22 protein-coding genes are annotated in these 20,519 nt (G+C 46.9%); 4 read left to right on the top strand and 18 right to left on the bottom strand.

The features are described 5' to 3' along the window. Window positions 1–152: 152 nt before the first annotated feature. The 3 genes from typA to H0G69_RS02990 all read right to left on the bottom strand — a co-directional run bounded on the left by typA (window position 153) and on the right by H0G69_RS02990 (window position 3,158). Entirely contained in the window at window positions 153–1,997 is a 1,845-nt protein-coding gene (gene typA / locus H0G69_RS03000) for a translational GTPase TypA (protein WP_006499730.1), read from the bottom strand. Between the two features lie 92 nt (window positions 1,998–2,089). Further along, window positions 2,090–2,854 (bottom strand): inositol monophosphatase family protein, encoded by a 765-nt coding sequence (locus H0G69_RS02995; protein ID WP_180305137.1) that lies wholly within the window; start codon window positions 2,852–2,854, stop codon window positions 2,090–2,092. Between the two features lie 16 nt (window positions 2,855–2,870). Next, window positions 2,871–3,158: a UPF0223 family protein gene (locus H0G69_RS02990; protein WP_006499728.1), complete on the bottom strand. Its 288-nt coding sequence runs from the start codon at window positions 3,156–3,158 to the stop codon at window positions 2,871–2,873. A gap of 144 nt (window positions 3,159–3,302) precedes the next feature. Here H0G69_RS02990 and def point away from each other — a divergent pair, with 144 nt between their 5' ends. Continuing rightward, entirely contained in the window at window positions 3,303–3,863 is a 561-nt protein-coding gene (gene def / locus H0G69_RS02985; RefSeq protein ID WP_006499727.1) for a peptide deformylase, read from the top strand. 86 nt (window positions 3,864–3,949) lie between these two features. On the opposite strand, the gene H0G69_RS02980 is transcribed toward def, so the two are convergent. Then, the gene (locus H0G69_RS02980; protein WP_180305136.1) at window positions 3,950–4,414 is read right to left on the bottom strand and encodes a hypothetical protein; all 465 of its coding nucleotides are present in this window, start codon (window positions 4,412–4,414) and stop codon (window positions 3,950–3,952) included. Between the two features lie 132 nt (window positions 4,415–4,546). On the opposite strand from H0G69_RS02980, the gene H0G69_RS02975 reads away from it, so the two are divergent. Both H0G69_RS02975 and H0G69_RS02970 read left to right on the top strand, forming a co-directional pair. After that, window positions 4,547–4,759 carry a DNA-directed RNA polymerase subunit epsilon gene (locus tag H0G69_RS02975; RefSeq protein ID WP_006499725.1) on the top strand — a complete coding sequence of 71 codons (213 nt, stop codon included), beginning with the start codon at window positions 4,547–4,549 and terminating at the stop codon, window positions 4,757–4,759. A 70-nt stretch (window positions 4,760–4,829) separates the two neighbouring features. Then, window positions 4,830–5,789 carry a diacylglycerol/lipid kinase family protein gene (locus H0G69_RS02970; protein ID WP_180305135.1) on the top strand — a complete coding sequence of 320 codons (960 nt, stop codon included), beginning with the start codon at window positions 4,830–4,832 and terminating at the stop codon, window positions 5,787–5,789. Between the two features lie 133 nt (window positions 5,790–5,922). Here the strand turns inward: H0G69_RS02970 and H0G69_RS02965 are convergent, their stop codons facing one another. Together H0G69_RS02965 and H0G69_RS02960 are read right to left on the bottom strand one after the other, a co-directional pair. After that, complete coding sequence (locus H0G69_RS02965; protein ID WP_006499723.1) at window positions 5,923–6,135, bottom strand: hypothetical protein; 213 nt, start codon at window positions 6,133–6,135, stop codon at window positions 5,923–5,925. Window positions 6,136–6,355: 220 nt separating this feature from the next. Further along, on the bottom strand, window positions 6,356–7,897 hold the full coding sequence (locus H0G69_RS02960; RefSeq protein WP_180305134.1) for a C40 family peptidase: 1,542 nt from the start codon (window positions 7,895–7,897) through the stop codon (window positions 6,356–6,358). Between the two features lie 298 nt (window positions 7,898–8,195). Here H0G69_RS02960 and H0G69_RS02955 point away from each other — a divergent pair, with 298 nt between their 5' ends. Further along, the gene (locus H0G69_RS02955) at window positions 8,196–8,618 is read left to right on the top strand and encodes a transcriptional regulator Spx (RefSeq protein ID WP_006499721.1); all 423 of its coding nucleotides are present in this window, start codon (window positions 8,196–8,198) and stop codon (window positions 8,616–8,618) included. 61 nt (window positions 8,619–8,679) lie between these two features. Here H0G69_RS02955 and H0G69_RS02950 read toward each other — a convergent pair whose 3' ends face one another. The 12 genes from H0G69_RS02950 to ileS all read right to left on the bottom strand — a co-directional run bounded on the left by H0G69_RS02950 (window position 8,680) and on the right by ileS (window position 20,367). After that, window positions 8,680–9,681: a ribose-phosphate diphosphokinase gene (locus tag H0G69_RS02950; protein WP_074504803.1), complete on the bottom strand. Its 1,002-nt coding sequence runs from the start codon at window positions 9,679–9,681 to the stop codon at window positions 8,680–8,682. 78 nt (window positions 9,682–9,759) lie between these two features. Further along, window positions 9,760–12,258 (bottom strand): SF1B family DNA helicase RecD2, encoded by a 2,499-nt coding sequence (recD2, locus tag H0G69_RS02945; protein ID WP_180305133.1) that lies wholly within the window; start codon window positions 12,256–12,258, stop codon window positions 9,760–9,762. After that, window positions 12,245–12,538, bottom strand: coding sequence for a YrrC family ATP-dependent DNA helicase (locus tag H0G69_RS02940; protein ID WP_180305132.1), 294 nt, complete (start codon window positions 12,536–12,538; stop codon window positions 12,245–12,247). Before H0G69_RS02940 ends, recD2 begins: the two co-directional genes overlap by 14 nt. Then, a complete protein-coding gene (locus H0G69_RS02935; protein ID WP_074504800.1) occupies window positions 12,535–13,221 on the bottom strand; it encodes a tetratricopeptide repeat protein in 687 nt (228 codons plus the stop codon). The genes H0G69_RS02940 and H0G69_RS02935 overlap by 4 nt, the downstream gene beginning before the upstream one ends. Window positions 13,222–13,234: 13 nt before the next feature. Further along, window positions 13,235–13,894, bottom strand: coding sequence for a histidine phosphatase family protein (locus tag H0G69_RS02930; RefSeq protein ID WP_034539864.1), 660 nt, complete (start codon window positions 13,892–13,894; stop codon window positions 13,235–13,237). Window positions 13,895–14,072: 178 nt separating this feature from the next. After that, window positions 14,073–15,206: a tRNA 2-thiouridine(34) synthase MnmA gene (gene mnmA, locus H0G69_RS02925; protein WP_006499715.1), complete on the bottom strand. Its 1,134-nt coding sequence runs from the start codon at window positions 15,204–15,206 to the stop codon at window positions 14,073–14,075. Between the two features lie 111 nt (window positions 15,207–15,317). Then, window positions 15,318–15,662, bottom strand: a complete 345-nt coding sequence (locus H0G69_RS02920; RefSeq protein ID WP_006499714.1) for a cysteine desulfurase — start codon at window positions 15,660–15,662, stop codon at window positions 15,318–15,320. Window position 15,663: 1 nt separating this feature from the next. Further along, window positions 15,664–16,368 (bottom strand): 5'-methylthioadenosine/adenosylhomocysteine nucleosidase, encoded by a 705-nt coding sequence (locus tag H0G69_RS02915; protein ID WP_180305131.1) that lies wholly within the window; start codon window positions 16,366–16,368, stop codon window positions 15,664–15,666. A 16-nt stretch (window positions 16,369–16,384) separates the two neighbouring features. Further along, the gene (locus H0G69_RS02910; RefSeq protein WP_180305130.1) at window positions 16,385–16,660 is read right to left on the bottom strand and encodes a hypothetical protein; all 276 of its coding nucleotides are present in this window, start codon (window positions 16,658–16,660) and stop codon (window positions 16,385–16,387) included. Then, on the bottom strand, window positions 16,641–17,225 hold the full coding sequence (locus H0G69_RS02905) for an NUDIX hydrolase (protein WP_180305129.1): 585 nt from the start codon (window positions 17,223–17,225) through the stop codon (window positions 16,641–16,643). Before H0G69_RS02905 ends, H0G69_RS02910 begins: the two co-directional genes overlap by 20 nt. 15 nt (window positions 17,226–17,240) lie before the next feature. After that, a complete protein-coding gene (locus H0G69_RS02900; RefSeq protein ID WP_033934937.1) occupies window positions 17,241–17,450 on the bottom strand; it encodes a cold-shock protein in 210 nt (69 codons plus the stop codon). Window positions 17,451–17,571: 121 nt separating this feature from the next. After that, entirely contained in the window at window positions 17,572–20,367 is a 2,796-nt protein-coding gene (gene ileS / locus H0G69_RS02895; protein ID WP_180305128.1) for an isoleucine--tRNA ligase, read from the bottom strand. Window positions 20,368–20,519 lie beyond the last annotated feature (152 nt).

Below are 20,519 nucleotides of genomic sequence, written 5' to 3'. Positions count from 1 at the left end.
ATCAAGTAACATTATACACCACTATTCATGCAAACATGCGGCAAATCACAGGCCGGCTGAAAACTGAACAGCATTTAAAAAAGACTCATCATCCGGTCACTAGGCCGAATGATGAGTCTTTATCAAATCTTAATACATGCATCAAGCACTGACTACTTGCGTGAAGCTGCCCGACGACGCTTGGCTTCCTTTTCACGAGCATTCGTGTTCAGAATCTGCTTACGCAGGCGCACGTTTTCAGGAGTAATTTCACAGTATTCATCATCGTTCAAGAATTCCAGTGATTCTTCCAGTGAAAGGTGCGTTGGCGTCTTGATCCGCGCCATTTCATCAGAACCAGCAGCCCGCACGTTGGTCAGGTTCTTACCCTTGGTGATGTTAACAGTAATGTCGTTTTCACGGTTATTTTCACCAACGATCATACCTTCGTAGACTTCCGTACCTGGGTCGATCAAAAGCGTACCACGCGATTCGATCCCCATCATTGCATAAGTCGTAGCCTTGCCAGCATTCATTGATACCAGCGTTCCCTTAGTCCGGCCTGGGTTCCAGTTCTTGATAACTGGACGGTATTCCTTGAAGGAGTGGCTCATGATCCCATAACCGCGAGTCTGTGACATGAATTCAGTCGAGTAGCCAATCAGACCACGGGAAGGAACTTCAAAGATCATCCGCGTTTGACCGTTCTTGGAAGGTTCCATGTTCTTCATTTCACCCTTACGCTTTGCGAGTGAGTCAATGATGCCACCAGTGTATTCATCAGGAACGTCTACTTGGACTTCTTCAAATGGCTCGCAGGTCGTACCATCGATTTCACGGTAGATAACCTGTGGACGAGAAACCTGCAGCTCGTAGCCTTCCCGACGCATCGTTTCGATCAGGATTGACAGGTGCAGCTCACCACGACCAGAAACCGTCCAGGCACCTGGTTCGTCAGTTGGATCAACCCGCAGTGAAACATCCGTGTGCAGTTCAGCGTTCAGACGGTTTTCCAGTTGACGAGACGTAACGAACTTACCTTCCCGACCAGCAAATGGTGAGTCATTGGTCCGGAAAGTCATTTGCAGCGTAGGCGGATCGATCCGCAATGGCTTCAAGGCTTCAGGATGTTCAGAATCCGTAATCGTTTCACCAACGTTGATGTCTTCCATCCCAGAAATGGCAATCAAGTCACCCGCCTTGGCTTCTTGAATTTCTTCACGCTTCAGACCAAAGAAACCAAACAGCTTGGTAACCCGGAAGTTCTTCTTGGAGCCATCCAGCTTCATAACAGAAACATTGTCGCCGACCTTGATCTTGCCACGGAAAATCCGACCAATCCCAATTCGGCCAACAAAGTCGTTGTAGTCCAAAATGGCAACTTGGAACTGCAGTGGTTCATCGGAGTTGTCGATTGGCGCTGGAATCGTCTTGACGATCGTGTCAAACAATGGCTTCATCGTGTGTTCCTGCGTTGAGACATCAGAGTCGTAGCTGGAAGTACCGTTCATAGCTGAAGTGTAGATAACTGGGAAGTCCAGCTGATCTTCATCGGCACCCAATTCAATGAACAGATCCAATACTTCATCAACAACTTCTTCTGGACGCGCGCCTTTACGGTCAACCTTGTTGATAACCACGATTGGCGTCAGGTGTTGTTCCAGAGCTTTTTGCAGCACGAACCGCGTCTGTGGCATCGTACCTTCAAAGGCATCGACAACCAGCAGCACGCCATCAACCATTTTCATAACCCGTTCAACTTCACCACCGAAGTCGGCGTGGCCTGGGGTATCCAAAATGTTGATCTGGTACTTACCGTACTTAACGGCCGTGTTCTTGGAGAGGATGGTGATACCACGTTCACGTTCAATGGCGTTGGTATCCATGGCCCGATCCTGAATTTCGAAGTGTTCTGGCAAAGTGTCAGACTGCTTCAACATTTCATTGACCAGAGTAGTCTTACCATGGTCGACGTGGGCAATGATCGCAATGTTGCGAATATCATCACGTGTTTTCAAAAGTTATCTTCCTTTCGTCTAATCAATATTCTAAATTTTGTGGGGCAGCGGCCTTGTCATAAAAAAACTGTGACCACTGTCACAGTCTTGGGCTATTCAGCGATGGTCAAAAGATCTTGACCGGCTTGCTTCGTCGCTACTAATACAAGGTTAGATGATAACACATTGAGATGATCATCGTCAATTGGTTTCACAACTAATCCCAGTTCTTCGGCCAAGACGCGGCCAGCCGCCAAATCCCATGGATGCAGGTGCGAAACGTATGCACCTAAGCATCCGGTCAGCACATAGATCATTTCAATGCCGGCACTGCCATACATTCTCAGACCACGCGCTTTGCGAGCGGCTTTTTGCAGTCCATGAATGTTATTCATGGTCAAATACCCATTCATTACCATCAGACTATCGGCCAGTGATTTGTTTTCGGGTGTATGCAGCCGCTGCTGGTTGGCAAATACTCCCATGCCTTTGCCGCCATGATAGAGCGTTCCCTCGACAACATCCATGATATAGCCCAAGATTGGCTGACCATCAACGTATAGTCCCATCATAATCGCAAAATTACGCTTTTGCATAACAAAATTCATCGTGCCATCAATCGGATCGACAATCCAAACATGCCCCTTTAAATCATCAACCTGATCGCCAAAGCCTTCCTCACTGACGATTCGACAGGCAGGATCAATTGTTTTGAGCCGTTCATCAATCATTTTTTCATTCTGCTTATCAACAGTCGTCACCAGATCCCTGGCACTGGTTTTTTCAGCAACGTTAAATTTTTTGGTCATCAGCTGCAGCGTTTGCTGACGGACTTCCCACATCAGCCGCTGCGCCTGCTGATCAATTTGTTCGAGCATTCCTACACCTCTAATGTTATTTTACGCTTAGCTTGATTTGTCCTGCTTTTTGCTCACGAGCGGCTTTGATGACATCATAGAGCTGATAGCCACCCGTCACCTTGGCAAATTCTTTACCCAGCCTTTTTTCCTCGCTTTTAGCTGGTACCACGTTCTTAAAATCTCGATAACAGTCCATGATCTGCTGACGATTGATGCCTGTTTCGTAAGCATCCTCCACAACTCGAAACATTGCAATCACGGTTTCAATCTCAGCTGTACTCCAGCCTGGATCCAGTGGATAGGAATAATTTTTATCGTGCACTGTCTTCACTTCCTTTTTACGGTATTCTGCTTATCTCATCTAGTATATGCCTTCATTATCAAATTGACAGGCTTCTGTCCGCTTTTTTTCGAGTTTTTATGATAGACTATTCTTTGAATGTTTAATATGGAGGCGAAACCAAGTATGTTTTTAATGAAAGACATTGTTCGTGATCCCGACCCCGTTCTGCGCAAGCGGGCGGCCAAAGTCGAGTTCCCTCTTTCTGAAGATGACCAGAAATTGGCCAAGGACTTGATGGAATACCTGGTGGTCAGTCAAGATCCTGAACTGTGTGAAAAATATAAGCTGCGGGCCGGCGTCGGGCTGGCGGCTCCGCAAGTCGGCGAATCCAAACAGATGGCCGCTGTCCTGGTTCCTGGTGAAGAGCCAGATGACAAGCCGGTTTTTAAAGACGTTATTATCAATCCAGTAATCATCAGCGAATCGGTTCAATATGGCGCTTTAACTGAAGGCGAAGGCTGTCTCTCGGTTGATCGTGACGTTCCCGGCTATGTACCGCGTCATGATCGGATTACCTTGAAATACCAAGACACGACCGGTGAAACGCACAAGATCCGGCTCAAGCATTATCCAGCCATTGTCTGCCAACATGAAATCGATCATCTGCATGGGGTCTTGTTCTATGATCACATCAATAAGGAACATCCTTTTGAGGCACCTAAAGATACGATTCTATTCGACTAGGCTTAGCCGATTCAAGAAGTCTGAGCACACCGCTTTTCGTGCGCTTGGGCTTTTTATGTTGCCCAAGTTACGTCTGACAAGCGATATCAATTGTTCTGATTCAATTTGCGCAGATCCATTACGTATTCGCGCGTGGCTTCATTATAGATATAGGCTACGTCAATATGCAGCATTTGTTCGTAGGTCCACCAATCAGTCACGACAAATGTTTTGGCTGCCGTTGGCAGATGATCCAGATGCTTTTCTTTAGCATAGGTATTCAGCGCCATTTCAACGTCTTTTTCTTTTAGTTCCGTAACTTTTTTAGCTTTGAGCGTATATTCAAATGCCAGCACGCCTTTCCCCCAAACATCGGCTACCAGCTGTGATTCCGGCATCGATGGCAGCTGCAGCAGATTTTGCTTCAATGCATAAGCCATCGCCGCATCGGTTGCCGCTTGGGCTTGTTTGCGCAGCATGAGGGTTGCTCGGTTGATCATCGTCCGGTGAATCAGCAGATAGATTGTAATGACAATAATTGCCGAGACTAGAATCATGATAAACAGTCGCATTTTAAATTCCTCCGTTTTATTATTCTTATCTTAAGAATACCACATGGTTCATTAAGAATGGCGACACTGCTCGTTAGTTGTGATAAAATAAATTGGTGATTTATCGAGATCCAATATCTAAGGAGAGAAAAAATGACTTTTAAAGTTTACTATCAACCAGATAAAACCATGACTCCTCGACGTGAAAACACCAAGTCGCTTTACTTGGAAGCCGACTCTGAAGCAGCGGCACGTCAGCTCGTGGAAACTAAGACCGAATATCAAATTGAATTCATTGAACTGCTGGATGAAAAGTCTTTGGCATACGAAAAGCAGAATCCAGACTTCAAGATTACCGAATTTTAGGCTGAATGGTCTTTAATGGCTGGGACGGCAAGTCTGTCTCGGCTTTTTTATTATTTTTAAGGAGCGTTGCATGGAGTATTCAATCATTGTTAATCCATTAGCAGGCAGCGGCCGTGCTAAAAAAATCTGGCAGCAGCTGCAGAGCCGTCTAAACGAGCTGAATATCGTGTATCAAGTCGTTGAAACCCGCTATCATGGACATGCCGTCGATTTGGCCGAGCGAATTGCTCATCGTTTTGCTTCTGCTGCGGCTACGCATGTCGTAATGGTGGTTGGCGGCGATGGAACCTTGCACGAAACACTCAATGGGCTGATTAAGGCAAACTCTTCATTACCGCTGGCCTATATTCCGGCTGGCAGCGGCAATGACTTTGCTCGCGGCTATGGTCTGTCGCAAGATCCAATGACCGCCTTGCAACAGGCATTGGACGCTCAGCACCCGACACCGATCAACGTTGGTCATTATTATGATGCGATCAAGCAGGAAGAAGGCTACTTTTTAAACAACCTTGGAATTGGCTTTGATGCCGCCATTGTCAGTCAGGCTAACGCATCAAGAGCCAAAAAGCGGCTGAATCGCTGGCATCTGGGCAACTTATCGTATTTGTCGCAGGCTTTAGGCGTTTTATACAATCAAGAGCCCTTTGAGACGATGGTGCAAGAAAAAAACGGTCATCATCACCTTTTCCCCAAAACTTTTATTCTGATTGCCAGCAACCATCCCTATATCGGCGGCGGTTTTAAGATTGCTCCTGACGAATCCTTGCATTCATCAACTCTAGAGCTTTTAGTAGTTGAAAGACGCAACTGGCTGATTACGTTTTGGTGTCTGCGGCAGTTTGCACGCGGCAGGCTGAATCATTCTCGTTTTGCCAAATGCTTCCGTGCATCCAGACTGCATTACGTTACGACCTCACTAGAATTTGCGCAAACCGATGGCGAGGAGATGGGCAGTCGTTTTATGGATCTGACGCTGGATACTTGTCAATATCCGTTTTGGGGTACTTCACTAAAGGAAAAAAAAGTTTAATTAAAAACGTGCGAACAGCAGGCATTATCGCCGCAGCTCGCACGTTTTTAACATCCTCTAAAGTTGGAAACGAAAAACGATTACTCAAGCGGACTTGAAATAATCGTTTGTTTTTATATTTATTTTAACCAGATTAATCCTCAGAAGCTTCCATCGCCTCAAGAATAATGCTTAGCTGACTGCATTCCTCGCGCAGACGCTGCATTTCATCCCCAAATTGAGGTTCGATCGTTATTGTTTGCGTACCGGATTGAGCGGCATTAGCCTTAGATTCTGCCTGACATAACCGGTTAAGCTTGTTTTGGGCTTCAACTAAATCATGTTGAATTTCAAACTTGTTGCTCACTTTAAACAACCTCCAATAATGAAAATATTTAAAGCTGATCCGGATTGGATAAACATAATTTAACACTCTCTTTAAAAAATGTTAACCTTTTTCGTTTTACAAGTTTGTTACGTTTCAATAAGAAATCTTTTAGTATTTTGTACTTTCAAAACAATTGCTTAATCGACGCAATTAGAAAAGCAGCCCGCAGATCAAGCCGGCTGCTCTTTTATTTTATGGATCAGCGAATTACCGTCCCCGCAAAGCTTGGCATAAAGTAAGGACTGATCGTCTCAATCTCAACGTTTTGCCCAGGCTGTGGTGCAGCTACGTACTGATTGTTGCCGATGTAGATGGCACAATGGTAGGTACTCCCATGATTGCCCCAGAATAAGATATCACCTGGCTGAGCTTCAGCAACTGAATGCTGACTGACGCAGCTTTCCAAAGATACCGTATAGTGTGGCAGCGAGATTCCTTCCGCATTTTGGAAAACATAGTCGACCAAACCAGAACAGTCCATTCCGGAAAGCGAAGCCCCGCCCCATACGTATGGAATGTTGGCGTTGGCCAGCTTAACCGCCAGACTTACTACCGAACCAGTCGTCAGATCCGAACTGCTGTTGGTTGAAGCAGCAGTGTCTGCAGCAACAGTCGTACTATTGGCACCTGCCTGTTCTGACGTACTGGATGAACTAGTTGAAGCAGCCGCAGTGGAATAGTCAGTAGTCGCAGTCTGAGTACTTGCCGCTGACGAATTGACGGCTGCCAGACTGGTCGAAGAAGCTGCTTGCTGATTGGTTGATTCTGCAACTGATGAAGCCACTGTAGACTGCGTTGGTTGTTCAGCCGATGCGCTTTCGCTGATTGCATCTGCCGAACTGATTGCCGCCGCGGTCGTTGCCGTGCTGGATGCAGCAGTCTGCTCAACGGGTACCGTTTCACTGGTTGAGCTTGCAGCCGTCGTTGCAGCGGATTGATCATCAAAACTGGAAACTGTATCTGCCGAAGCCATATCAGCAGCTGACGATTCCGCAGATACCATCTCTGATGATGCTGCTGCAGATGATTGTTCAGTGCCGCTGGTCAAATCCTGCGCTGAAGTTGCTGCAGGAGTGGCCGCTTGACTTAAAGCAGCTGCAGGTTCATCGGCTTGACTTGCCTGTGATGCCGCATTACTGTTTGAATCCGTACCATCTGAGGCGGTCGATTCAGCTGAGACAACCGGTGCTGTCTGAACGACTGTTTGACTGACGGAACTGGCATTAGCCGTTGCTGGTACGCTGACAGCAGTATTTGATGCTTCAGCGGCTGAGGTTGAAGCTGGCGTTTGACTGGCAGCCGCCGTTCCTTTGACGATCAGTTGCTGACCAATCACCAGCTGATCAGGATTGCTCAGATGATTCCAGCTTACCAGGTCAGCAAGCGATACATGCAGCCGTTCACTGATCTGACTCAGCGTGTCACCGCTTTTGACCGTGTAGGAGTCACTATCAACAGCTGAAGTTTGACTGACAGTACTGTTTTTTGACAGTTCCAGCTGTTGGCCGGCATAGATCAGATCAACGCTGCTGCTGATTTTTTTAACATGAGGATTGGCATCTTCAATTGCGTTAACGCTGGTTTGGTATTGATTGGCCAGATCCCAAACAGTATCACCATCTTTAACGGTAACCTGATCAGCTTTGGCATGAGCCGTTGCCAGCAGGCTCAATGCACTGACCGTTCCCAACAGCCATTGCCGGCCATGCCGCTGATGCTGAGCTTTGATCCGTTTAACCATGAATTTAACACCTCTTTGAGCTTTACTCGATTGACGTCAAGACGCCACGGAAAAAATTTATACTCCTTTAATTTAACATTTTTTACCGCATATTTGAAGACGCCACCTTGTTCGCTTTATTGGTGATAATCAGTCAATCGCTTGCTAAATGCCGTGTTAAGCCTTTTCAAAAAGATTAAGACTTTCTAAAAAAAGTCATATTTGATAAATTTTATTTAACAATTGGTCAATTAGTCTTTATATTATTGTCAAACTTGCTAAAATGTCTTTTAAAGCACATAAAAGGTGGTTCGTTCAAATGGTTAATCTGTATTTTCATACTAATGATCCTTCCAAGCGCAAAGCCGTTCAATGGTTTGCCAAGCATGATATCGCGTTGACGCAGCGTAACATTGAGAAAGAACCATTGAGCGCAGCCGAAATTCAGCAGCTGCTGACGATTTCTTTAAACGGCACTGACGACTTGGTATCTCAGCGCTCTCGTGAAACCAAGGCCTTAAAGATTGATCCCGATCAAATGACACTCAACGAATTAACCGCAGCTATTCAAAAAAGTCCGCATATCTTAAAAAACCCGATTATTTTTAGTGAGAATAAGTTGATTACGGGCTTCGACAAAGAAAAAATGGGACTCTTTATCTCCAAACAGCAGCGGCGCATCGAGTTAAAACGACTTCTACAAAGTTTCGCCACGCCAAGCCCGCAGGCTAAACCGGCTTAGGCTGCCCAATACTTAATATAACTAAAAAGGATTCAGCATTGAAGCGCTGAATCCTTTTAGTTTAGTCTTCAACCGGCTTAACTTCCGGCATGTTGTAGAGATAGTGAATCGATTCGTGATTATGAATGCTTGCAACGGCGCCGGCCAATAGATCAGCAATCGACAGCCGCACCAGCTTATCGATCCGTTTTTCTGCCGGCAGATCGATCGTATCGGTAACCACCATGTTTTTAACGGCCGAGTTTTGAATTCGTTCAACAGCGCCTTTTGATAAGACTGCATGCGTGGCAACGCCATAGACTTCTTTGGCGCCACAGCTCTTGAGCAGTTCTGCTGAGTTGGCAACTCGGACACCGGTATCAACGATGTCGTCAACTACCAGGGCCGTCTTATTGGCAACGTCCCCAATGATTGAGGTTGGCGTTTCCGTAGTTTTGGCGCCGCGCTGCTGTTCAAGATTACGATTATCAATAATGGCAATCGGCGTCCCTAAAAATTCAGCAAAACGCCGTGCCAACGTAACCCCAGCATGATCCGGCGCTACAATGACCGTATTTTTCAAGTCAAGATCACTTTGCGCAAAGTAGGAAGCCAAAATTGGTGCAGCCTGCAGGTGATCAACCGGAATATCAAAGAAACCTTGCAGTTGTGGTGCATGGAAGTCAATCGCAATCAAGCGGTCAATTTGATCCATCTCCAACAGGTTGGCAATCAGCTTGGCCGTGATCGGTTCCCGACTGCGGGCTTTTCGATCTTGACGAGCATAGCCATAGTAAGGCATGATCACATTGATTTTTGCCGCACTAGCCCGCCGCAAGGCATCGACCATGATTAAAAGCTCCATCAGATTAGTGTTAACCGGCTGAGAAACGGATTGCAAAACATATACTTCGCGACCACGAACGCTTTCATTGATGGTAATCGAGATTTCGCCATCCGCAAAGTGCGTAATCGTAGCATCCGACAGCGGCAATCCTAATTTTTCAGACAATCGCCGTGCCAGTGGCTGATTGGAGTTCAGCGCAAACAGACGAACGTTTTCTGCATTTTCAATCTTGCTCATTTAAATCCTCCACGCAATTATGTTAAACATTAAGAACATTATCGCAACAAATCCCTTGTTGTGCAAGCCGTATCTGATTTAATCGTCATTAGGCGTAACGTTTTGCATTCCAATCATCGGGTCAATCGTCTCTTGTTCAATCAGCCGTGCAGTCAAACGATCAGGCAACTGTACGGCTGGCTGCGACTGGGCCTGAGAATCGTTGTTTTGGTGATGATGCTTTAAAAAATCAATTGCTTCTGCTTTAGGAACGTTGGCAAACAGATTGATTCCCTCATCATCACTGACTGGCTCAGGTGCTCGGTAAAAGTCTGGCTGCTGCCAAACCTTGAGCATGCGATCAGGCAACATCGTGTGCCGAGCCAGGGCCGGCTGCTGAATACAATCCTGAAAAGCTTCTGGTTGGCCAAGCAGCAGCAGGAAATCAGTCGCCCGTGTGACTCCCGTATACAGCAGATTACGCTGATACATCAAGCGGTAGTTGGCCAGCATCAATAGGATCACCATTTTAAACTGACTCCCCTGTGATTTATGAATCGTTACACAGTACGCCAGCTGTAGATTGGCCAATTCTTTGCGATTATAGCTAACCTCGTTGTCATTGTTAAAACGGACGGTTACCTTGAGCGGCTTTTTGGCTGATTTGGTCTGCGGAGCATTGTCGCCTCCTTCAATCGCGGCAATGATTCCCATGTCGCCATTATAGACGTTGTTGCTTGGATCGTTGACTGTTTGAATTACCTTATCGCCTTTACGAAAAACTGTCTCACCAAATTTAACCTCCTGCCGATTTGGACTGGCGGGATTCAAATGATCCTGTAGATTGCGGTTTTGCTGGTCAATGCCGGCAATTCCCTTATGCATTGGGATCAAGACCTGCACGTTCATTAGATCACATCCCGGCTGGCTTAGCCCCCAATCCATCAGCTGATTGATAAACCGGCCAGCATTTTGAGCATCAGTTGGAATAAACGAGCGATCCGGCAAGGCCTGCTTAAACAAGTCTGCTGGTACCTGGCCTTCATTAATGCTTTTTGACAGCGGAATGATCGTTGATTTAGCTGACTGACGATGAATCTGCGTCAAGCGAACCTGCGGCAGTTGGGCAAAGCTTAAAAGATCCCGAAAAACCTGTCCTGGACCAACTGAAGGCAATTGATCCTGATCACCAACCAAAACCACATGCATCGTTTGAGGAATCGCGGCGACTAAAGTCTTAAACAGCAATGTGTCAACCATCGACATCTCATCAACGATCAGCAGACTGCCTTTCAAACGGCTAGCTGTCATTTTAGATGGCGTTTCTTGGCCAGTCAGTCCCAACAGATGGTGAATCGTGCTGGCTGGCATCTTGGTTGCAGCCGCCATTTGCTGGGCAGCTCGACCGGTTGGCGCCGCTAAAATGATTTCTTCATCATCAACACCATGCAGCTGAGCAAAGCTGTTAACGATCCCCCGAATAATGGTCGTCTTCCCTGTCCCTGGTCCTCCAGTAAGTAAAAGCACCTTGGATTCAAGCGCCATTTTGATTGCTTTTTTCTGCTGCTGGTCATAATCGATCCGGGCTGCCTTTTCTGCAGTCTGGACGGCCTTATCAACCTGTTTTTCGTCAACTTTGGCTTCAGTAAATAAAATTCGATGCAGATGCTCAGCAATCAGCCATTCGGAATTATACAAGAAGCGGGGATAGATATGTTCGGCATCCTCAGCCTGCAGTTGATGGGTTTTAATCAGCTCAGCCAGCTCGTTTTCAAACAGCGCTGGATCGGATACGTTGCCAAGCTGCCCCATTGCACGTGCGATCAGTGTCTTTTGACTGACATAGGTAGCACCTTGATTCATGGTTTCTTGATTTAAGACTTCCAGTAAGGCTGCCGCAAGTCGCCGCGGATCATCTGGTGCAATTCCCAAGGCCTCGGCAGCAAAGTCAGCCCGACCAAAACCGATGCGATCAATATCCAAAACCAGTTGATAGGGATTCTCTTTGACGACCTTCATTGTATCGGCACCGTATTTATTAATGATCCGCTCACTGAGACGATCCTTAAAGCCGAGTTTGGCCAGCCATTCTACAAGTTCATCATTCATTTGGTGCTCATCATGGCGGGCATTGAAATAATCAGCAGCCAGCTTTCGATCAGCCTCATTAGAAATCTTGATCTTCTCCAGCCGCTTAGGATCATCAACGGTTTTGGCGACCGCTTTTTTACCAAACTTCTTAAACAAGCGGTGGCTGATCTCGGCCGCATCCGTAACCGCAATCCCAACCTGGTTTAAGGTTCCAGTCAGCTCATCTTCTGACTGCGGTAGGGCAATCTGACATCCCGTAGCTTCGAATTGCCGACCATAATTGGCATTGTCGACCAGCCGACCGGTAAATTCGTACATTTGGTGTTTTTTAATGTCTCCCAGTGGTCCCTTGACCGTAATCTCCATTTCTGACCAGGGAAAACTGGCCTCTTCCACATCAACTACGCAGATACGAAAAGCCCTAGGTCCTTCTTCTTTAGCAAACTTGATAAAATTAACCGTCCCCCGCAGACTCTCTTTAGCTGATGCACTTTTACTCTTGGCCATGCAAATCCTCCCTTACTTCCTGGTAGTCGACGGCACGAAACTGATTGCCAAAACGGGCGCGCGTCTGCCAGTAGCCAATGAAGCGATAGGCCTGACCGACTTTTAGCTGACCAAAGCGTCCAACCACGGTAATCTCAGCCTGCTTCTTGGCAAACGGCGCTTCTAAAACCTGCACGTATAAGACTTGATAAAAACTGTTCGGCGCAACAAAAGCCGCCCGACGCAGAACGCCGATAAATGACGTTGCTGCCGGACGGCTATTTTTTTGAGCAGCAATCATTTATCTTGACCAGATTGCTTTTGCAAAAAGTGCTCAATATCTGAAATACGTTTTTCGCTTTGTGCATAATAGTCTGGATCAAGCTGCTGTGACTGATTCAGGTAATCCTGGTAAGGCTCGCCTAAGACCATTGCCACCAGTCCTCGGTTGAACTGCGTATCAGCACGGCCTGGGTGACGCTTTAAGATCAGGTCATAGTAGTTTTTAGCCTGTTTAAACTCGCCCAGTGCCAATAGCGAATCCCCAATTGCCTGATTGATTTCAGGATCTTGCGGACGCAGATCATGGGCCGTCAAACCATATGCCACCGCCTGCTGATAGTTTTTCTGCTTCATGTAGCTTTGTGCAAGCATCAAATAAGAATCGGCCTTCAGCTTGGCATCATCGATTTTATTGTACTGCTTGATTGCTTCATTGATCTTGCCGACTGAGTAATAGACGTTGCCCAAGCCATAGTTTAACAGGTTGACGGCTTTGGCATCATTTTTCTTTTCAAAGATGCCCAAAGCCTTCATAAACAGCTCTTCTGCCTGCTCAAAGTCGTTAAGACGCGTCAAGAGTGCACCCAGGTCATAGTAATTGTTGAATTTGTCTGGTTCTTCATCGATTGCCATTACCAAGCGGTGAACCAGCTTTTGAGTCTGTTTTTTCTGTTCTTCGCGATTGATTTCTTGGTTGCTCATATTATTCACCCCATTAAATCGTATCAGTCGGATCTAGATGTTCTTTATGCAGATAAGTGGTATCGTTCCATTTTTCCAATTCAAAATGCTCAGCATCATCGGTTCTCAAAATCGTAGTCGACGTATTGCTAAGTCCGCCGCGATCCTTTAGATGGGCCATTGGAACTGCAAGCAGGCCATTAATGGCGGCATTTAAAGCGGCCCCATGGGAAACGATCAATAGATTTTGATTGCCAGAATAGCAGCGCGCGTACTCTTTAACGGCCTGACCAACCCGCGCAATCACCTCAGGAAAACTCTCGCTTTGTACGATTGAAGCATCATAGCGATCAGGATGATGCCGAAAACTGTCCAAAACTGCGGGCCACTTTTCAGCAACGGCGCTGAAATGCATTCCTTCCATCAGTCCCAGATCAAATTCACGCAGCCGACTGTCAATCGTAAACGGCACCGTCTGCTCCAGATTGTCAAGCAGCGTCATTGCCGTAACGCGGGCTCGTTTAAGCGGACTAGCATAAACATGAGCAAAAGCGGTGTTATTTAATGATTTCGCTAACAACTCAATTTCTTGATAACTGCTTTTCAAGAGCGGTGAATCGCCATGGGCACCTTGATAGCGCGATTGGAGGTTCCACTGAGTCTTACCATGTCTGATAAAATAGATCCTTGTCATTTTTCTCTTCCAAATGTCTGCCTTTTTTGATGTGTCTGCTTATATGATACCAAAAATAACTGGGAGATAACCAATATTTATCATTATAAATATAAATAAAGATATCATTAAAGTACTCAATGATAGCAAAAAACCGCTCGCGGGTAACTGCAAGCGGCTCTGTCAAAGACAGTCTTGATTATACGTATTGAAGTTGATGATCATGATTGTAGGCACGATCGATAATTGCACTGCCCAAGCATTCCTGACCGTCATAGAAAACTACGGCCTGGCCTGGCGTAATTGCCCGTGCCGGTTCATCAAACTCGACCGTTACCATCTGATCGTCATCACTGATTGTTACCGTAACGCCCTCATCGATCTGACGATAGCGGAACTTGGCCGTACAGTGGAAATGGCGGCCATAGCGACTGACCACGTCATCAACCCAGTGAATGTCGCTGGCTTCCAGATGAGTAGCATACAGATGCTCATTTTCATAACCTTGACCAACATAAAGCACGTTTTTGGTAATATCCTTGCCGATTACAAACCAAGGCTCATTGCTTTCCTTATTGCCGCCAAGGCCCAAACCACGTCGCTGACCAATCGTGTAGTACATCAGACCGGCATGCTGACCAACTACCTTGCCATCAACGGTTTCCATGTTGCCGGGCTGTGCTGGCAGATACTGGCTCAAGAATTCACGGAAATGACCATCTTCTCCGATAAAGCAGATTCCTACCGAGTCTTTCTTATCAGCAACCGCTAGTCCTGCTTCCTTGGCAATCTCGCGCACCTGCTTTTTGGTGTAGCCAGCCAGTGGGAACAAAACATGATCCAGCTGAGCATGATCCAGCTGACTCAAGAAATAGGTCTGATCTTTATGCGGATCAGCCGCCCGCATCAAGTGCATATTGCCATCAGCATCTGCTTTCAAATCAGCATAATGACCGGTTGCAACGTACTCGGCACCTAGCTGATGAGCATATTCAATAAAAGCCTTGAATTTGATCTCTTTATTGCAGATAACGTCAGGATTAGGCGTGCGGCCTTTCTTGTATTCTGCAATGAAGTACTTAAAGACCCGGTCCCAGTATTCCTTTTCAAAGTTTACTGAATAATATGGAATGCCAATCTGCGTGGCAACCTTAGCGACGTCCTTATAGTCCTCAGTTGCAGTACAGACGCCGTTTTCATCAGTGTCATCCCAATTCTTCATAAAGACGCCCACGACATCATAGCCCTGCCGTTTCAGCAAAAGCGCCGTGACTGAGGAGTCAACGCCGCCGCTCATGCCAACGACAACGCGAGTCTTAGAGTTGTCTGTCATTTTATCACCATCATTTTCAATAGATTCTGGAACAATCTACGAGTGAAGGTCGCGTGTTCACAGTGCTTTTCATTGTAACAAAGACACGCCCGGTTTGACCAGTAAAAACCATTATTGACGATCAAAGATATGCCGCTCGACCATTTCATTCAAGATGAAGTGATACTGAGTCGTCAATTCATCAGCACGCGGATGCTTAAAAATGTTGACTTCACGAAAGCCATTGGTATTGACGGTTTCCATTTTAAAACCAGTCATTTCTGGATTGATGCGAATCTTCAAACGAGCAACCGGTTTGAATGGATTTTGCCGATCCAGGCTGCCTAAGTAGGTATAGACGCCCCGCGCCGACTGTTCAAATCCTAGATCAAGCAACGTGTATTTTTTTATCTCCGGACTGATTGAATATGTGTCAGTATCGCCGGGAAGCTTTAGTTTAGAAACGAATTCAGCCATCTTATCCCTCCTGAGCGTTTAAATCGCTAAACAGCTGCAAAAGCATCTTAGCTGAGCGCTTACCGGCTTCGATGATAAACTCATCAAATGAGACATTGGCCTTTTCATCACCAGTATCAGACATTGCCCGCACAACAACGTAAGGAAGCTTGTGATCACAGGCCACCTGTCCCACAGCAGCGCCCTCCATTTCAGCGGACAGAGCATCTGGGAAGTGCTGCTTGATCTTGGCAATCGCAGCCTGACTGGCAACAAATTGATCACCTGAAACGATCAGGCCGCGCTTGACGTTCAAGCCAGTCTTTTCACCCGCCGTCATCAAGGCACTGCCCCATTGCTGTGAGGCTTTGAAACGAGGCGTTTTTTGCGGCAGCTGGCCGTATTCATAGCCAAATGCTGTCGCGTCAACATCATGATAGGCCGTCTCTGAAGAAACCACCACATCGCCAACATGCAGGCCTTCGCCAATCCCGCCAGCTGAACCAGAGTTGATAATGACGTCAACGGCAAAGTCCACTGCCAAATGCTCAGCAGTAATCGCAGCCTCAACCTTGCCTATTCCAGATTCAACCAGTACGACGTCTTGACCATCAATCTGACCGGCAAAGTACTCTTTATCGCCCAGCATCTTGGTCTGATTATTTTTTAGAGCTGCTTTTAGTTCCTTAATCTCCTCTTGCATCGCACAAATAATTCCAAACTTCATTCAGATCTTCCTTCCATCAACCTACAAAAAACAAAATTAGATAAACGACGACAATCGCCAGACTAAGCCCTAGAATTGCCCAATTCAGCCGGCGCTTTAAACAAGCAGTCTTTTCTTCAGCCAGCAGCTGTGCCTGAGCCTTTTTTACCGTTTGGCGCGGTTGCAGCGACGTTGGCTCACTGACATCATCAAGCGGTGGTTCAGGATTTTCCTGAATTCGCTGCTGCTGTTTTTGCCATTCACGATACTGCTGGCGCGTCATTTTTTCTGGATCAATCTGCTGGTTTTTCATTATTTTCCTTTAATTTCTGGGCCAATGTCTGCGCCTGCCAATAATAAACCGCTACGATCGTCTTGGAGTCTTGAATCTCACCATTGGCAATCATCTGCAGAGCCTCCTCAAGACTGAAGCGGTAGAGCTTGATGTCTTCATCTTGGTCTTGCGGCAGGGCACGTTCAACCGGTTTGAGGCCCTTAGCCAGATAAAGCGTCAAGAATTCATCGCAAAAGCCTACGGAACTGTAAAAAGACGTAATCTTGGTCAATTTATCAGCTTTAAGGCGCGTTTCTTCGTTCAGCTCACGAACGGCCGCGTGTCTTGCATCGCCTTGATCGCGTTCATCCAGCTTGCCGGCCGGAATTTCCCAGGTAATATTCTGCACTGGGGATCGCCACTGTTTTTCCAAAATCATTTTTTGATCATCATCAATTACCAACAAAGCAATTGCCGGGGCATGACGAACGATCTCACGCACAGCGGTATTTCCCTGCGGTGTTTTGACGTGCTGAAGCTCAACGTCGACTACATGGCCTTTGAAGACCGTCTGTCGATCAATCGTTTTTTCTTCTAGATCCATTGTCGTCCCTCATTTCTAAAAATTATCCAATGGTCGAACATGAGCAGCTTGCGGCCCTTTTCTTCCCTGTACGACAACTAAGGAAACCAGCTGTCCGGGCTTTAGCTCACGATGGCCGCTGCCTTCAATGCCATTAAAGTGAACAAAGACGTCTGGCTCGTTTTCAACCTCAATAAAGCCCCAGCCTTTTTGGGCATCAAAATTTTTTACGCGTCCTTTTAGCAATTTTTTCACCTGCCATTTCACTGCAAAATAAAAATGCATCAAACAGTTAAATGCTGCTTGATACATTTTACACCGTTTATTAAACCTTGTCTTTAACCGGTCAATAAAGGTTCGTTTAAGATTACTTTTCTAGGCCGGTAGCAACCGTTTCAGGGAAGTTTTCCCGCACCAGCTTTGCACAGCGCGCACAAAGCATTGGATAAACGGCATCCTCGCCAACGTCTTCTTTTACCATCCGGCAGCGTTGGCAGGTTTCGCCAGCAGCGACGGAAACCTTTACGGCAACGTTGTCGTTGAACTTCTCGGCATCAGCTGGTGCTTGGTCAGCATCATGAACGTGCAATGCCGATACGCCAAAGAGCAGACCGGCATCAGCGTTCATGCTGTCCAAAAGCGTCTTTTGACTGTCGGTTAAGTACAGATCAGCCTGTGCTTCCAGCGACTTACCAATCAGCTTGGCATCACGCGCTTCTTCCAAGGCCTTCAGAACATGAGAGCGAATCTCCATAAAGTCGTCCCACTTGTTCAGCAGTTCTTCTTCATTGGCGTAGGTCCGTGGCTCTGGAATTTCAGTCAGCTGGACGAACTGTTCTGGCTCATCCATGTATTCCCAGACTTCTTCGGTCGTGTGCGGCAGAATTGGCGTCAGCAGCTTAACCAGCGTTACCAAGATGTCGTAAAAGACCGTCTGCATTGAACGACGCGCATGAGAATCCTTGGCTTCGACGTACAAGACGTCCTTGGCTACGTTCATGTAGAATGCCGACAGATCATTGTTCACAAAGTTGATCAGCTTCTTGTAAGCCGTCATGAAGTCATACTCATCAAACAGATCGCGCATTTCCTTTAAGAAGCGGTTCAGCTTAACGACCATGTATTGGTCAACACTTTCCAGCTTTTCATAGGAAACCGTGTCATCATTGGCATCAAAGTCAGCCGTGTTGGCCAAAAGGAAGCGGAAGGTATTGCGCAGCTTCCGGTAGGCATCCGAGATCTGCTTGAACGTATCCATCGAAACCCGCACATCAGCTGAAGTATCGGCACTCATTACCCAAAGACGGATAATTTCGGCCCCCATCTGCTTAACGACCTTGTTTGGATCAATAACGTTACCGATCGACTTGGACATCTTCTTGCCGTCCTTGTCCAGCGTAAAGCCTTGCGAAACGATGGACTTGTATGGAGCATGACCAGAAAGTACGACGCTGCAGATCAGGCTGGAGTTGAACCAGCCACGGTATTGGTCAGAACCTTCCAGATACATGTCGCATGGGTAGGTCAGGTAGTCACGCTCTGCCAATACGCCTTGGTGACTGGAGCCAGAATCGAACCAAACGTCCATGATGTCGGTTTCTTTCTTAAACTGACCATGTGGCGAATGTTCACTGGTAAATCCTTCTGGCAGCAGGTCCTTGGCATCGCGTTCAAACCAAACGTTGGAGCCATACTCACGGAACAGGTCGGAAACATGGTTGATCGTTTCTTCAGTCATGATTGGCGTGCCGTCTTCAGCGTAGAAGATTGGCAATGGCACGCCCCAGACCCGTTGACGCGAGATGACCCAGTCGCCGCGATCCTTGAGCATGTTGTGCAGCCGAACCTTGCCCCAGCCTGGATAGTATTTAACTTCATCAACGGCATTTAAGATTTCATCACGCATCTTGTCAATTGAGACGAACCATTGATCAGTAGCCCGAAAGACGATTGGCTTTTTGGTCCGCCAGTCAAATGGATAGCTGTGTTCCAGCGGTTCCTGCTTTAAGAGTGCATGATGCTTTTTCAAAAGATCCAACGAAATGTCGTCAGCATCCTGATAGAAGACGCCATCAAACTCAGGACCGTTTTCAGAAGTCAAGACACCTTGATCGTTCATTGGTGCAAAGATTGGCAGGCCATACTTCTTGCCGACTTGATAGTCATCATCACCATAGCCAGGCGCGGTATGAACCAGCCCTGTCCCTGCTTCAAGCGTGACGTGATCACCATTAACGACCAGCATTTCCTTGTCGTTGTATGGGTGCTTGCTGGTCATGCGATCCATGTCTTGACCAGACAGCCGATCAACGACTTCATATTCATCCCAGCCGAACTTTTCAGCACATTTGGCAACCAGCTCATCGGCAATTACAAACTTACGATCATCATTAGCCGGCTTAACTACGGCATAGATAATCTTAGGGTTCACGGCAACGGCTTCAGAAGCTGGAATCGTCCAAGGAGTAGTCGTCCAGCCAACCAGGTACGTATCATTGTCCAAACGTCCCTTGCCATCAATAACCTGTTCACAGAAGTAGGCCGTCTTGGCTACAACGTCATGATATTCAACTTCGGCTTCTGCCAATGCAGATTCAGATGACCATGACCAGTAGACTGGCTTTTTAGCTTGGTATAGCAGACCTTTCTTGGCAAAAGCACCAAAGACTTTGATCTGTTGTGCTTCAAACTCCTTAGCCAGCGTCAGGTATGGGTTGTCCCATTCGCCAGAAACTCCCAGCCGCTTAAAGTCAGTCCGCTGCTTGTCGACCTGTTCCAAGGCAAACTTGCGGCACAGATCCCGAAATTCAGTCGTGCTCATCTTCTTGCGGTCATAGCCCATCTTGGTCAGTTGATGCTCAATCGGCAGACCGTGCGTATCCCAGCCTGGTACGTATGGTGCCCGAAAACCAGCCATCGACTTGTAGCGAACGATAAAGTCTTTGGAGATCTTGTTCATGGCATGGCCAATGTGGATGTTCCCGTTAGCATATGGAGGGCCATCGTGAAGAATAAAAGTTGGCTTGCCCTGATTCAATTTTTGCCGCTGTTCGTAGACTTTGTTGTCTTCCCACAGCTTTTCGCGTTGTGCTTCGGTTTCCGGCAAGCGTCCACGCATAGGGAACTTAGTCTTGCCGATGTTCAAAGTGTCTTTGACCCGCATCTGCGAATTCCTCCTTGTCAATTCTCTAAACTTAAAAATCGCGTCCAAACGACAAAACGCTCCGTCCGCAATGGGACGAAGCGTTTTCGTGGTACCACCCAAGTTCAAATCAGTTGTCTGATTCCTTAAGTCATTTGGTAACGGCAATGAGC

The sequence above is a fragment of the Limosilactobacillus mucosae genome (assembly GCF_013423865.1).
GTDB lineage: Bacteria > Bacillota > Bacilli > Lactobacillales > Lactobacillaceae > Limosilactobacillus > Limosilactobacillus mucosae.
This window is presented reverse-complemented; position numbering and strand designations above follow the sequence as displayed.

Excerpts from the sequence above, each read along its gene's own strand:
- H0G69_RS02995 (WP_180305137.1), bottom strand. The coding sequence starts at position 2,854 with ATGCTCGAACAAATTGATCAGCAGGCGCAGCGGCTGATGTGGGAAGTC.
- def (WP_006499727.1), top strand. The coding sequence starts at position 3,303 with ATGTTTTTAATGAAAGACATTGTTCGTGATCCCGACCCCGTTCTGCGC.
- H0G69_RS02980 (WP_180305136.1), bottom strand. The coding sequence starts at position 4,414 with ATGCGACTGTTTATCATGATTCTAGTCTCGGCAATTATTGTCATTACA.
- H0G69_RS02975 (WP_006499725.1), top strand. The coding sequence starts at position 4,547 with ATGACTTTTAAAGTTTACTATCAACCAGATAAAACCATGACTCCTCGA.
- H0G69_RS02970 (WP_180305135.1), top strand. The coding sequence starts at position 4,830 with ATGGAGTATTCAATCATTGTTAATCCATTAGCAGGCAGCGGCCGTGCT.
- H0G69_RS02960 (WP_180305134.1), bottom strand. The coding sequence starts at position 7,897 with ATGGTTAAACGGATCAAAGCTCAGCATCAGCGGCATGGCCGGCAATGG.
- H0G69_RS02955 (WP_006499721.1), top strand. The coding sequence starts at position 8,196 with ATGGTTAATCTGTATTTTCATACTAATGATCCTTCCAAGCGCAAAGCC.
- H0G69_RS02950 (WP_074504803.1), bottom strand. The coding sequence starts at position 9,681 with ATGAGCAAGATTGAAAATGCAGAAAACGTTCGTCTGTTTGCGCTGAAC.
- recD2 (WP_180305133.1), bottom strand. The coding sequence starts at position 12,258 with ATGGCCAAGAGTAAAAGTGCATCAGCTAAAGAGAGTCTGCGGGGGACG.
- H0G69_RS02940 (WP_180305132.1), bottom strand. The coding sequence starts at position 12,538 with ATGATTGCTGCTCAAAAAAATAGCCGTCCGGCAGCAACGTCATTTATC.
- H0G69_RS02935 (WP_074504800.1), bottom strand. The coding sequence starts at position 13,221 with ATGAGCAACCAAGAAATCAATCGCGAAGAACAGAAAAAACAGACTCAA.
- H0G69_RS02930 (WP_034539864.1), bottom strand. The coding sequence starts at position 13,894 with ATGACAAGGATCTATTTTATCAGACATGGTAAGACTCAGTGGAACCTC.
- mnmA (WP_006499715.1), bottom strand. The coding sequence starts at position 15,206 with ATGACAGACAACTCTAAGACTCGCGTTGTCGTTGGCATGAGCGGCGGC.
- H0G69_RS02920 (WP_006499714.1), bottom strand. The coding sequence starts at position 15,662 with ATGGCTGAATTCGTTTCTAAACTAAAGCTTCCCGGCGATACTGACACA.
- H0G69_RS02915 (WP_180305131.1), bottom strand. The coding sequence starts at position 16,368 with ATGAAGTTTGGAATTATTTGTGCGATGCAAGAGGAGATTAAGGAACTA.
- H0G69_RS02910 (WP_180305130.1), bottom strand. The coding sequence starts at position 16,660 with ATGAAAAACCAGCAGATTGATCCAGAAAAAATGACGCGCCAGCAGTAT.
- H0G69_RS02905 (WP_180305129.1), bottom strand. The coding sequence starts at position 17,225 with ATGGATCTAGAAGAAAAAACGATTGATCGACAGACGGTCTTCAAAGGC.
- ileS (WP_180305128.1), bottom strand. The coding sequence starts at position 20,367 with ATGCGGGTCAAAGACACTTTGAACATCGGCAAGACTAAGTTCCCTATG.